The organism is Bacillus sp. WC2503 (genome assembly GCF_052682895.1).
In genome coordinates this window covers 5,074,240-5,088,289 of the sequence record NZ_JBQYMD010000001.1, presented here as the reverse complement: position 1 = coordinate 5,088,289, position 14,050 = coordinate 5,074,240, and the positions used below count along the sequence as shown (strand labels likewise).

At 33.7% G+C, this 14,050-nt stretch carries 7 protein-coding genes, 1 pseudogene and 2 riboswitches; of the genes and pseudogenes, 3 read left to right on the top strand and 5 right to left on the bottom strand.

Annotated features, from left to right (window positions below; translation table 11 throughout):
* Positions 1-43: 43 nt before the first annotated feature.
* On the bottom strand, positions 44-3,625 hold the full coding sequence (locus ACUN26_RS26200) for a non-ribosomal peptide synthetase family protein (protein WP_000761476.1): 3,582 nt from the start codon (positions 3,623-3,625) through the stop codon (positions 44-46).
* Between the two features lie 132 nt (positions 3,626-3,757).
* Positions 3,758-5,500 carry a methyl-accepting chemotaxis protein gene (locus tag ACUN26_RS26195; RefSeq protein WP_000761071.1) on the bottom strand — a complete coding sequence of 581 codons (1,743 nt, stop codon included), beginning with the start codon at positions 5,498-5,500 and terminating at the stop codon, positions 3,758-3,760.
* 134 nt (positions 5,501-5,634) lie between these two features.
* Positions 5,635-5,719, bottom strand: a riboswitch (cyclic di-GMP riboswitch).
* A 282-nt stretch (positions 5,720-6,001) separates the two neighbouring features.
* Here ACUN26_RS26195 and ACUN26_RS26190 point away from each other — a divergent pair.
* On the top strand, positions 6,002-7,315 hold the full coding sequence (locus ACUN26_RS26190; RefSeq protein WP_000498727.1) for an anaerobic C4-dicarboxylate transporter family protein: 1,314 nt from the start codon (positions 6,002-6,004) through the stop codon (positions 7,313-7,315).
* 67 nt (positions 7,316-7,382) lie between these two features.
* Here ACUN26_RS26190 and ilvA read toward each other — a convergent pair whose 3' ends face one another.
* From ilvA to thiM, 3 genes are all read right to left on the bottom strand, one after another.
* Complete coding sequence (gene ilvA / locus ACUN26_RS26185) at positions 7,383-8,591, bottom strand: threonine ammonia-lyase (protein WP_000634740.1); 1,209 nt, start codon at positions 8,589-8,591, stop codon at positions 7,383-7,385.
* 108 nt (positions 8,592-8,699) lie between these two features.
* On the bottom strand, positions 8,700-9,359 hold the full coding sequence (thiE, locus tag ACUN26_RS26180; RefSeq protein WP_000984528.1) for a thiamine phosphate synthase: 660 nt from the start codon (positions 9,357-9,359) through the stop codon (positions 8,700-8,702).
* Positions 9,360-9,372: 13 nt separating this feature from the next.
* Positions 9,373-10,182 (bottom strand): hydroxyethylthiazole kinase, encoded by an 810-nt coding sequence (thiM, locus tag ACUN26_RS26175; protein ID WP_001056100.1) that lies wholly within the window; start codon positions 10,180-10,182, stop codon positions 9,373-9,375.
* Between the two features lie 72 nt (positions 10,183-10,254).
* Positions 10,255-10,364, bottom strand: a riboswitch (TPP riboswitch).
* A gap of 190 nt (positions 10,365-10,554) precedes the next feature.
* Here thiM and ACUN26_RS26170 point away from each other — a divergent pair.
* Positions 10,555-10,875: pseudogene (locus ACUN26_RS26170) on the top strand (toprim domain-containing protein); the annotation flags it as partial.
* A gap of 476 nt (positions 10,876-11,351) precedes the next feature.
* Complete coding sequence (locus ACUN26_RS26165; protein WP_445540903.1) at positions 11,352-13,760, top strand: AAA family ATPase; 2,409 nt, start codon at positions 11,352-11,354, stop codon at positions 13,758-13,760.
* Positions 13,761-14,050: the final 290 nt, after the last annotated feature.

Below are 14,050 nucleotides of genomic sequence, written 5' to 3'. Positions count from 1 at the left end.
TGTAGCATGATTTATTTTATTGAACAAACAAAAGCGTACATAATCATTTCATTACTTTTGGAAAATATCCAACTTTTTCACCATGAGCTAATAACAGCTGAATAAATTCTTTATTAATCGCTGGCACTATCAGCTCTTTTTTCTTAATCCATTCATTTGTTCTACGAGTACCCATGACAATTTCAGATTGCTGTGCTCCATCTCCTGCAACTTGAGAAGCAATTAACTCTGCTATTTCTTCATTTCCTTTTGCTAATTCAAGCCCGATATTTACATATTCCGAAAGTGGAACCATTTCAAGATTGTATCCACATCCCTCAATTAGCTTTATAAAATGTTCAAATTCAACTTGATGTGGATGACAAATATGTAACGTCTCTCCTACAATTTTTGGATCTTGTAAATACGATACAATCGACTTACTGGCAAAGTCAATTGGTGTAAAATCAACTTTCCACTTCACATTTGGTGCCTTTCCAATTAGAAGCATCGTTTTAATAAGACGATAAAATGCATTTCCTTCAATGTTTTGTTGGAACGAACCCGTTTCTGAATGACATGCTAGGTTACCTGCACGATAAATGTTCCCTCGTATACCGCTCTTCAAAGCTTCACGAACAAGATTTTCCGCCTGTAGTTTACTATCGGAATACACATTCTCTAACTCTACATTATAATTGAAATCACCTGTTTCCATATATGTATCCCATTGCTCTACCGCTAATTCTATCGGAATACCAATTGTAGAGATAAAGTGGAATGTAGCACCATTCTCGGCTAACGCTAGCATACGGCTCGTGCCTTGGACGTTCACATTTTTAAATTGTTTTACATCTCCAAAATGTCTTACATCTGCACCGCAATGAATTACCGTATCGACCTTAGAACTAATTAAAATAAATTCCTCTTCGCTCATCCCAAGATACTCTTCTCCCAAATCACCAGGTACAGCCTGTATACGCTGTAACCACTCTTCACATATATCATTAAAGTAGCTTGTTAATGTATCGATAATTCTTTGTTGCACATCTTTTGTCGGTCTTACTAAACAATAAATGGTAGCAGATGTATCTCTCAATAATTCATATAATATGTGCGACCCCAAATAACCAGTAGCTCCAGTTAAAAAGACATTTGAGATGTTAGTGTCTTCTAAAACATTCGAATAAGTAATAGTATTCGGTTCGTGAATCACCTTATATTCACGAAATACTTCTTCTGTCTCTACTTTTACTTCTCTCTCAATTCTAGCTAATCCATATATCGTTCTTTCTTTAAAGAAATCTTGAATTGTTAAATGTGAAAAATCTTCTTTTAACAATGTTAAGACTCTCAATACTTTCAACGAATGTCCACCAATTGTAAAGAAATCATCATGCACTCCAATTTTTGAAATTCCTAATACCTCTGCCCAAGCTTTCGCTATCTGTTTCTCCGCTTTAATAGAAGGCGCGACATATTCCTGTAGACGAACCGGCTCGTACTTTTCTTCTAATTGAGCTAACTTTTTAACATCAACCTTTTTATTTGGTGTAAGTAGTAGTTCATTAATATAAATTAATTTAGATGGTACCATATAATCCGGTAACTGCTCTTGTAACTGATAAACTAATTCTGGTATTTCCTTTTTGTTCAAAGTTGTATAGAATGCGATTAAATATTGGCTACCTTCCTTGCTCTTCTTAGCAAAAACAGCATTTTCTTTTATATTATGATTTTGAGAAATTTTACTTTGGATTTCTCCTAGTTCAATACGATGTCCTCTAATTTTTACTTGATCATCTTTCCGATGTAAAAACTCTATATTTCCATCCTCTAGCAACTTAACGATATCACCTGTTTTATATATATTAACTATAGGATTAAAGGGGTTCGGAATAAAAGCTTCAATTGTTTTATTAGGCTTATTAAAATACCCTTTTGCTAATCCTACTGAATCTATATATAATTCACCAGGTACACCAATTGGACAAAGATTCATATTCTCATCCAAAATCATAACTTGATAATTAGCACATGGTTTACCAATGGGAATACTCGCAACATCCTCATTTAACTGATTAGGTATTTTATAGGTTGTCGTCACTACAGTACATTCTGTCGGTCCGTATACATTATGAATTTCAACATTTGTACTTATTCTTTCTCTCCACAATTTAATAACCTCTACAGGCAACATTTCACCGCCAATCGCAATTCTTTTCAGGGAAGCTAGCTTATATATATCTTCTTCTGCTAAATAAGTTGCTACTTGTCGAACAAAAATTGTCGCTAATGCCAAGATCGAAGTTGCTTTCACTTTATAGATTGCATTTGCAAATGCTTCTACAGACAATCGCTCTTCCTCTAATAATACATACAAGTTTCCTCCGCAGAATAAAGAAGCAAATGACTCCCATACAGAAGCATCGAAACTAAAGGAAGGAAATTGGGCAAATACATCCTCTTCTGTCAATTCATATTGCTTTTGCATCCAAGTGTACAGATTAACAACGCCTCTATGTGCTAACATCGTTCCCTTTGGATTCCCTGTTGAACCAGATGTATAAATCATATAAGCTACATCATCACAATGAATAGACAACTTTACATCTATATCTTCATAAGTTTCACTATCATACATTGAAACTGTTTGAACCCCATCACATGTTATAGGCGTCTCTTTCATCAATATAACTTTCGCTTGGCTATCTTGAATAATGTACTGTATTCTACTTTCCGGATAATCTGGATCAATCGGAACATACGCTGCACCAGCTTTTAATATAGCTACCATACTTACTACTGTGTCTATGCTACGTTTCATAAATATTCCAACATAGTCTCCTAATTGGACGCCGTTTTTCATTAACATATGAGCTATTTGATTACTTTTTTTATTTAGCTCCTCATAAGTTAAAGTACCTTCCCTTGAAGATAAAGCTATACGATTTGGAAATTGAGTAACAGTATTATAGAACATATCGACGATACTTTTCTCAGGATATACTGCTGTCGTATCATTCACTTGACTATAAAGTGCCATCTCGGCCTCTGTAACAACACTAAAATGTTTTATGCATTTATTAGAATTTTGTGATGTATAAATTAAAACACCTTGTATTTGTTGTGCATAACGAGTAATCGTTGTCTCTTTCCAATTAACGCTATTAAATATCATTTCTACACTTTGCATATTTTTATTGAATACAAATTGTAACGTATTCTTGTCTTGTAGCTCATAATACGTTTCACCAATAATAATAGGTGACATTTCATATAATGTATTACCGTTTTGAAACTCTTCTATTTCTTCCTTATTCATTTCTTTAATTTGTTCCAGTTGCTCTTCAATCTGTAAATTCAAACTTTCATAGGAGAGAAAATTAGAAACTTCAATAGTAATCGGAAATAACCTTCCTCTTACATGATAAAGCACGACAATATGTTTTTCTTTAGAAATATGATATAACCACGTCGCAGTCGCTCCTATTAAATCTACAATATGAGTCAATTTTGGAAATGGTATAGTTTTTCTTTTTATTCCAAACTCTATCTTTTGCGCATCTTTAGGTATTTGAATACTCCCTTCTACTTTCCCTAAAAATTCTTTTACCATCCCATTATAAGAAATCGCCAATTTCATATTTATGTAAATTCCTCTCCTAAATATAATAAAGGTGTGAAAATTCACACCTTCTTTATCCCGTATTAACGGGCAGATTTGTTCAACTCATAATCAAGGGGGCTGCCCCCTTGATTAAAGTTTCACTTTTCCTTATTCGCTTTTAAACTCACCAATTAGCTCTTGCAATTCCTGAGAAAGCCAACTTAAAGAAGTCGCTAATTCTGCAATATCTTGTACTGATATTTCTTGCTCCTTCATGCTTTCTTCAACATTACTACTACTATTCGCATAAGTATTTGCAATATGTGATAATTCATTTACGACTTGAACGATATTCTGGCTATTTTGTAAAATATCACTCGAATTGCCAGAAACAGCTTTCACTTGATTTTTAACAGATTGTGCTGATTTCGAGATTTTTTCAAAGAAAGCACCACTACTTTGAACAAGTGTAATTCCAGATTCTACTTCTTTTGAACCTTTTTGCATTGAAACTACAGCCTCTTCTGTTTCAGCTTGTGTTTCACTAATTAATTTTGCTATATCTTTCGCTGACGTTTCAGTTTGTTCTGCTAATTTACGTACTTCATCAGCAACAACTGCAAATCCTCTTCCAGCTGCTCCAGCACGAGAAGCTTCAATAGAAGCATTTAAAGCTAATAAATTTGTTTGATTTGAAATACCTGTAATTACAGTTACAATATCACTAATTTCTTTTGATCTTGTTTCTAACGAATAAATAATAGAAGATAAATCTTTCACTGCATTTTGGATTAAACTCATTTGATTAATAATTTGTCCAATCACTTCATTACCTTCAATTGAATGTTGCTCCATACCTTCTGAGGCAACCGCAACTTGTTTCGCAGCTCCAGTTATCTCTTCTACCTTATCTTCCATTCCATGCACAATTCCTAAGCATTGTTGGACTGAAGTTTCTTGAGACTGTGCCCCTACTCTTAAACCTTCAATAGAACTTGCAATCTCTTGAACTGCCATGCTATTTTCCTCTGTGCTTGCCGACAATTCATGTGAAGAAGAAGAAACTTGCTCAGCGGTCTGCCTAACTTTATCTATAATCCCTTTAAATTTCTCAATCGTATCATTGAAATAAACATTAATAATTCCAATATCATCTGGTCTTTCTTTTAATTTAATACTTAAGTCACCTTCACCAATCTTACGTAATCCCTCTCGTAAATCTTTTAATGGAGCTAACGAGTTACGTACGATAAAGAATTGAGCAATAGTCGCGATTACTAATGAAATAATAATAAATAGTAAACCCTGTATCAAAAAATTCTTCTTTGTACTAGGAACGATAGAAGCATCTAAATCAGCCGCAACAATTGCAACAATATTGTTTTCTCCATCTTTAATTGGTTCTAATATTGTCACCCACGAACCTAATTCATCTTCATATACTTCTGTCATTTGGGCCTTTTTCGTGTCCATCACTTTATCATATGCATCCATCCAATGAGTCGGTTGTTCATAATAATCTCCCGGCTTTACAGGCACTGCATTTGTTAGCTCTGTAGTCAAACCAACGAGTTGTAATTCTCGTTTTTCATTCGGCTTTGCTCCTGTAACATACGTTTGTCCCACACTTTTTAAACCTTTTGTCACTTCATCTAATTGCTCTGTTAACTTTTCTTTTTTCACTCTTTCGGTTGTAGGATCTTTCGCCATATCTTTAACTAATTCTGTATCCAAGTCATGTACTACTATCTCTCCTGTTTCAATAGACTGCCTTTCAAATAAAGACATCATACTATTTTGAAACAAATTGAAACTTAACGCGCCCATACTTCCAACAAGCGTCAAAATAACTAATACAGTTAATAAGACGTTCTTTTGAAGAAACGATAACTTATGCCAATACTTTTTCATCAATATTCACCTTCCTTAATTACTTAAAACAAAAAAACAAAATATATCAATATTTTGTTTGAAATGATTCTCAATATGTTCGAGAATAAAAAAAGACCAATGTAAAAAGCATTGGTCAAGACCAACCCTATCCGTCCGGTAACTGGCTAGCATAGCCTTTCGACCTTAGCCCCTATAGTTTTGCGCCCTCATGTTTCCATCAGTTTGCCTTTCTCGCTGAACGAGTTGAACGATATGGGAGTTCTATGAGAATTAAATTATTCTCTTTCCAAGGTTACAACATTTAAATTAAAATGTCTACTTATTTAGAGATATAAATATAAAATTCCAATGTATTATTTTTTCGAAATAATTTAACAAAATACGTGAATGTTACTTTTTTTATGTTATATAATAAAAAACGTATATAAATCAAAGATCCCTTCGGATATTTCACTAATTTTCATTTAAATTAAATTATTCGAATATATCTTAACTTATGAATTTCGGAGGTAATTTATCATGTTTTGGCTACAATTTCTTACCTTATTACTCTGCATTTTTATTGGTGCACGCCTAGGCGGAGTTGGCTTAGGAGTAATGGGTGGAGTTGGTATGGCAATACTCGTTTTTGTCTTCCACTTACAACCAACCGCTCCTCCTATCGATGTAATGCTTATGATTTTAGCAGTAATTACTGCCGCTGGTGCTTTGCAAGCCGCTGGAGGAATGGAATATCTTGTTCATCTAGCTGAGAAAGCTTTACGAAAAAATCCAAAGCGCATTACATTTTTCGCACCAATTGTTACTTATTTGTTCACACTATGTGCTGGCACTGGTCACGTTGCCTATTCTGTACTTCCTGTTATCGCAGAAGTCTCTCGTGAATCAGGAATTAGACCGGAACGACCAATGTCAATTGCCGTAATCGCTTCTCAACAAGCAATTACAGCTAGTCCCATTTCAGCTGCCACAGTTGCCCTTTTAGCAATGTTAGCTGACTATAAAATTACCTTATTAGATATTTTAAAAGTAAGTATCCCTTCTACTTTCATCGCTTGTATGGTAGCTGCATTCGTTGCTAGTAAAATGGGGAAAGAACTAAATGAAGACCCTGAATACTTAAAACGATTAAAAGAAGGTATGATTCCTAAGCTTGAAAAGAAAAAAGAATTTGTAGGTGTAAAAGGCGCTAAATTATCAGTTATTCTTTTCCTAGTAGGAACTTTCCTTGTCGTACTTCTTGGTTCATTTGAAGCACTTCGTCCGGGATGGATGGTTGACGGGAAGTTAGTTCGTCTTTCCATGCCAAACACAATTGAAATGGTTATGTTAACCATCGCAGCTCTTATTATTATTTTCTGTAAACCAAATGTAGAAAGCATTGTGTCTGGTAACGTCTTTAAAGCTGGAGCAACAGCGGTTGTTGCTATTTTCGGTATCGCTTGGATGGGAGATACTTTCTTTAACGGAAACTTAAATATGATTCAAGGATCAATTCAGCACTTAGTTACAAGTGCACCATGGCTATTTGCTATCGCATTATTCATTCTATCTATTTTACTGTACAGCCAAGCAGCAACAGTTCGTGCCTTAATGCCACTTGGACTATCTCTTGGTATTCCGCCAGCATTACTGATTGCTATGTTCCCTGCAGTAAACGGATACTTCTTCATTCCAAACTACGGAACAATTGTTGCTGCCATTAACTTCGACCGCACTGGTACAACAGGTATCGGTAAATACGTTTTAAATCATAGCTTCATGATTCCCGGCTTAATCGCAACCTTTACTTCTATCGGAATTGGAATGCTCTTAATTTCAATTATGTTTTAAATAAAAAGCACAAACCTATAAATTAAAAGGGTTTGTGCTTTTTTAATTAAACGTTTGTTTAATTTTTTCAATCAATAACTTCTACAACATACCCTTTCTTTTTTAAACCACTCAATATTTCTTCAATATGATTTCTATCTTTCGTTTCTAATGACAAGTGCAATTGCGCATATCCTGGAAATACCTTTGTACCAATCCGTTCTAAATGTATATTTAATACATTCGCTTCAAAATTTGTTACAATCTCGAGCAAATGATGCAAATAGCCTGGCTTATCTTTAATCATTGTCGCGATGTGAATGAAGCGTCCTGCTTCAACCATTCCATGCTCAATAATACGCGAAATAAAGTTTACATCGACATTTCCACCACTTAGTACGGATACGACCTTTTTTTCTTTTATTGGGACTTTGTGATAAAGCAAAGAAGCTAATGAGCTCGCACCAGACCCTTCAACCAACAATTTGTTCCGTTCAAGAAGCATTAACATCGTTCGTGCAATTTCCATTTCATCTACACAAAACACATCATCCACATAACGTTGTACAAGTTCAAAAGTCAAATCACCTGGCCTTTTAACCGCGATTCCATCCGCCATAGTTGGCGTCGACTCTACTGTTATTACCTTCTTTTCCTCAAGTGACTGTTTCATTCCCGGACAAGCAAGTGTCTGCACCCCATATATTTTCACTGATGGCTTTTGTTCTTTAATTGCCATCGCAACTCCTGCAATTAATCCTCCACCTCCAATAGGACAAATAACAGCCTCTACCTCTTCCAGCTGTTGTAATATTTCCAGACCGACTGTACCTTGACCAGCAATTACTGCTTCATCATCAAATGGATGTACAAATTTCGCTCCTGTCTTCTCTTTTAAATCTAGTGCATAAGCTAATGCATCATCAAATACATCACCTTGTAATTCTACATGTGCACCGTACTTTTTTGTCGCAAGTACCTTACTTAACGGAGCACCTTTTGGCATCACAATCGTACAAGGAATACTAAGCATATTACTAGAATAAGCGACTCCTTGCGCATGATTTCCAGCAGATGCCGCAACAACACCATTTTCTAAATCACCTTTCTCAAGAGAAACCATTTTATTATAAGAACCACGTACTTTAAAAGAGCCTGTCTTTTGTAAATTCTCCAGCTTTAAATACACTTCATTCTGTGATAACTCACTAAATGTACTTGAATAATCTAATGGGGTCATATGTACAATGCCCTTCATTTTCTCATAAGCAGCTATAATATCCTGAAATACAATCATGCCTTCGCCTCCGAAACAATATATGTTTATACATACTAGTTTAGGCGGCATATTTTGTTTTATACGACAAAAGACCACGTAGTATTTTCATACTACATGGTCTTTTATCTACAAACACTTATTTACTTCCCCAGCTAATCGCTTCGTACTTTCATACGCAGAATCCGCTAGACTAATTGCAGAAATAACTGAAACACCATCCGCACCCGCTTCTATAACGGCAGCAGTATTTTCAATTGTAATCCCACCGATACCAACAATCGGCACTGTAATTCCTTGTTCTCTAAAATGAGCTAAACCTTTCGTTCCTTGAACAGCTTTCGTATCTTTTTTCGTACTCGTTGGGAAAATAGGGCCAACTCCTAAATAATCAGCTCCGTTTTCAATCGCCCATTTTGCTTCTTCAATTGTATGTGTAGATACACCGATAATTTTATCTCCCATCTTTTCACGAACAGATGCAATCCCTTCATCATCTTGTCCTACATGAACACCATCTGCATCTAATTCAACGGCCAATTCTACATCATCATTTACAATGAAAGGAACACCATATTCCTTGCAAAGCGCCTGCAATTTCTTTGCAAAACGCACTCTATCCTCTCCAGTTAAAGTCCCTTCTCCCTTTTCACGAAATTGAAAAAGTGTCACTCCACCGTCTAACGCTTCTTTCAATATAGCTAACGGATCCTTCATGCAATTATTGCTTCCCATAATAAAATACACTTGTAATAGGTTAGACATTTTCTTGGTTTCAATGCGCATCATGTGTTTCATCCCCTTACTCTAACTCCTCAATCTTCCCATACTTCTCAACATCACCGGAAGTTGTATTCGCTAATTGATTTAAAAATTCAATTTGGAAACTACCAGGCCCTTTTTCTACCGTCTTAGCAGCTGCTAGTTCCGCAGCTACACCATAAAATGTTACTGCTGCTACTGCTGCCTTTACATAATCTTTTTCTACCGCAATAAATGCTCCTATTACAGAAGTTAGTAAACAACCCGTTCCAGTAACCTTTGTTAAAATAGAGTGACCGTTTCGAATAAGAATCGTTCGCTCTCCATCTGTAACGACATCTTCTTTTCCAGTAATGACCGCAACTGTATTCAATTCCTCTGCTGTCTGTTTTGCAATATTTACAACATTGCCATTTCCAGTACCAGCATCTACCCCTTTAATTTCCCATCTCTCATTAATAACGTTAGCTACTTCAGCTGCATTCCCACGAATTATCGCTAGATCTATTTCAGCTGGAATATGTCTCGCAACTTCTGTTCGATACGATGTTGCTCCTGCGCCAACAGGATCAAACAATACTGGTACATCATTCGTATTAGCCGACTTACCAGCAAGTAACATCGCTTCTACTTCCTCGGGACGAAGTGTTCCCATATTTAATACTAACGCTCCCGCAATGCTAGCCATTTCTGCTACTTCTTCTTTTGCATACGCCATTACAGGCGATGCCCCTAGTGCTAACAAACCGTTCGCTGTAAAGTTTGTTACAACAACATTTGTAATATTATGAACGAGCGGATTAGATTCCCTCACTAAATCCACTACTTTACTAATTTCTTTCATATTCATCCTTTTCATCTCCTAACTATAATGATGGGAGATACACAAAAAGGCACTTTGCGCGTATGCAAAGTGCCTGAACATGTGCTTTTACACTCTCCCTACGCTGGCATTATCCAACAGGTTCAAATGGTCAATGACGGATTAGTCATACTCTCAGTTTGCATCCACAAACTCCCATGTGTTTCTTATTCATCTACTTCAAAGTCTACTCTTATTCTAGTAAAATAACAAGTTCTTTACTTTTCCGTATAAAGTGAAACTTTAATCAGTGGGAGTTTTGTTCATTCCACTAAAACAGCTCAAACCTCGAGCGAAACTGAATCTCAAGAAAATGTATGCTATATTTAACTTATGGAAATTTGAAAGGATGTTTTTAATATGTCAAAAAGCGTTGTAATCGCTGAAAAACCTTCCGTTGCGCGAGATATTGCTCGTGTACTGAAGTGTGATAAAAAAGGAAACGGTTATCTTGAAGGTAGTAAATATATTGTAACTTGGGCTTTAGGTCATCTCGTTACATTAGCAGATCCAGAAAGCTATGATGTGAAATATAAAAAGTGGAATTTAGAAGACTTACCGATGCTACCGGAGCGTTTGAAATTAACGGTTATTAAACAAACTGGTAAACAGTTTAATGCTGTGAAAAGCCAGCTACTTAGAAAAGATGTAAATGAAATTATTGTCGCTACAGACGCTGGATTATCTCTATAAAACTTTCTTGTACATAAATCTTAAAACATGTTACACCTTTGATTTAACAACAATATCTAGAGTTTATTAAATTGCACATAAATAAAAAGTATACATAGTTCACTTTTTATTTAGAAATTACTATCTGTGATTTACAAAATAATATCCAAATATAAGTTGTGAGTTTAAAATAAATATCAGGTGGTTGTAAGAAAGACGCAAAATTTCGAATGAACTTGCTGCGTTTACAAAAAAAGATGTGATATGTTATCCCCTCAATCAAAGAATTCTAAATAAGTTTTAATCAGCCCTCTTATAAAATAGAAGTTCATTCAAAAAGAAGCAAATTTAATTTTATAATTTATATATTATGTTTCCAACTTTGCGGAATTAGTATAGTAATTTACTTTAATTGATAGATTTTATAATTATCGTGATTTAAAAATATAGTAATATATATTCATATCACATTATAGGAGGGATCTATGAAGATGAATTTTTCAGCTATTGAAATTAAAGGAGCTTGCTTTAAAGAAAATAGTGAATTTGCTTTTTTTGATAAAGTTAATCAAAAATCTTCAATTATCTATGGAAAAAATGGAAGTGGTAAATCCAGTTTATCTAAAGCTTTTTATGAGAAAAGAGTTACGTTAATGGACCCCTTACACAAGGGGAATTACGAAACTCTAATATTCAAGGAATTGGGTGAGGATAACGAAACTAGGAATGTAATTTCAGAAGAAACTCTTAAGGAAGTACCTATTTTTGTCTACAATGAAGACTTTATTTTGAATAATGTTCATTTTAAAGAAGAAGGCTTAGATACAATTGTTATGTTAGGCGCTCAACAAGATATCTCAGAAAAAATAACAAAAACAGAATTAGAAATATCAGAACGCCAAAAAGAATTATCTGATTTAAGAGATCGTGAAAGAGTTTATTTAGATAGAAGTTCTACAGATGCACCAGACTATTATTTAGGAAAAATTATAGAAAAACTTCGAAGAAAATGGGCTGAACGACAAAGAAAAATTCTTGGTAATAAAACAAACTCACCCGTAAGTGAGCAAGGTGTACATAGTTTAATGCACATTCAAGAACGTGAAGAGGATCTTGAATGTTTAGAAGAGAGATACACAACTAAATATAATATTTATGAAACTTCTAAACAAGCAAGTCTACTTCCAGTCCCTCAAAATATACATAATATTTCAAAGGACATTGAAATAATCAGGCGTCATTTATCGCTTGAAATCCCTATACCTGATTTAACAGAGCGTGAAAAGAAAATTTTAAATATTATTGAAGAAAATAATAATAACTTCTTAAACCAATCTACGGAAATTCTATCTTTAGAAGAAAAAACTCATTGTCCAGTATGCTATCAAGATTTAAGTAATGAATATAAACAATCAGTTTTAAAGTCACTGTCTCTGATATTAGAAACTGAAGATGCCAAACTCCATATAAGAGATTTGGAAAAACTTAATATAAATTACATTCAATTTGATTTTTCAGCTTATGATAATTTTGACAATAAAGATAAAATTTATAAACTTAAAGAACTGTATACAGAATATAATCGTCAAGTTGAATTAATTAATGACAGTATATCTGCAAAAAAAATAAATGTTTATATACCTATACATCTTGAATTTGAAATTTTAAAAGTACATAGATTAATTAATGAGACTTTAGATGAATTTAAACATCAAATTGAAGAATTTAATTTACAAATTTCAAAAATTGAGGCTATTAAGCAAGAATTAATTGAGATAAATCAACAGATAGCTTTAAAAGAAAATAAAGAAGACTATAATAATTATTTAGATAAAAGACAAAATTATAAAAAACTCTGCTTCAATATAAAACAAGGAACAAATGCATTAGAAAAAGTAGAGAGTTATTTAACTAGTTTGAAGGCACAAATAGCAAACACAGAAATTGCTTGTGATACAATAAATAAATTTTTAAGTTTCATTTTTTATGCTAAAGACAGATTAACACTACATGCAGATAATAATCGATACATCATAAAATCCCGTGGGGAGCAAATTCAATTAAAATCTCTATCTATTGGAGAAAGGAATGCAGTAGCTTTAAGCTATTATTTCTCACTAATGTTCCAAAATAAATCTGAAGAAGATAAATTTTCTTCTCCTTGTATATTAGTACTAGATGATCCAATTTCTAGTTTTGATTTTGAGAATAAGATAGGCATATATTCGTTTTTAAGATTTATCTTAAATCAAATTCACAGTGGTAACGCTGAAAGTAAGGCTATATTCTTCACCCATGATTTAGAAGTATTCTATAATGTAGAGAAAATCTACAACGACATCGGAATAAAAGGAAATAAAGAGATTTTAAAATCTAAATTAATGAACCATGCTTTAATTCCTTTTAAAGATGTTAGTAACGATTATAGCTTGTTTTTACAACAAATATATGAATATGCAAGTGGGGTAAATCAAGATACGTATGAAAATTCTATAGGAAATACTATGAGAAAAGTACTTGAAGCATTTGGAACCTTCAATTATAAAATGGGTATTGATAAGTTAACTACAGATTCTAGAATTCTAAATCAACTACCTAAAGAACCAAAATATCAGGAGCATTTTAGTAATAGTATGTATAGATTGGTGTTACATGGTGACAGTCATCTTGAGAACCGTGCACATATTTTTATGGATAAAGATTTTTACCCCTTCATTGATCGAGATGAAAAAGTAAGAACGGCAAAAGATATTCTTATCTTTCTAAAATTACTTAACCCAATCCATTTAGAGACGCATCTAAAGAAAAATAATGATATAGCCCCTGAAATCAAATTGAGTCAAATAAGTTCTTGGGAATCTGAACTTTTTGAAGACGGATTAGTTGTTTCATAAAAAGTAGAAGCCTTAATATAAAATTACTACAAAAACTTTATACTTTATATGTGCCCTAAAGCACACAAGTTAATATGTTGTAGCTTTAAAATAAAGTTTGATTAAAAGTGCCTCGTAAACCCATATTTACGATAAATAAGAAGAATCTATTTTGAAAAAAAGTTTGATCAAAATGGATTCTTCTTCAGCAGATTTAAGTTTGGTTTTTATAAAAAAGTTTGATCATTTTCTACCTATGATTTTCAACAATCGTGCCCGTTTGTTGAACAAGAAAAAGTAGTATTTCTGTT

Coding starts and splice junctions, on each gene's coding strand:
- ACUN26_RS26200 (WP_000761476.1), bottom strand. CDS start 3,625: ATGAAATTGGCGATTTCTTATAATGGGATGGTAAAAGAATTTTTAGGG.
- ACUN26_RS26195 (WP_000761071.1), bottom strand. CDS start 5,500: ATGAAAAAGTATTGGCATAAGTTATCGTTTCTTCAAAAGAACGTCTTA.
- ACUN26_RS26190 (WP_000498727.1), top strand. CDS start 6,002: ATGTTTTGGCTACAATTTCTTACCTTATTACTCTGCATTTTTATTGGT.
- ilvA (WP_000634740.1), bottom strand. CDS start 8,591: ATGATTGTATTTCAGGATATTATAGCTGCTTATGAGAAAATGAAGGGC.
- thiE (WP_000984528.1), bottom strand. CDS start 9,359: ATGATGCGCATTGAAACCAAGAAAATGTCTAACCTATTACAAGTGTAT.
- thiM (WP_001056100.1), bottom strand. CDS start 10,182: ATGAATATGAAAGAAATTAGTAAAGTAGTGGATTTAGTGAGGGAATCT.
- ACUN26_RS26165 (WP_445540903.1), top strand. CDS start 11,352: ATGAAGATGAATTTTTCAGCTATTGAAATTAAAGGAGCTTGCTTTAAA.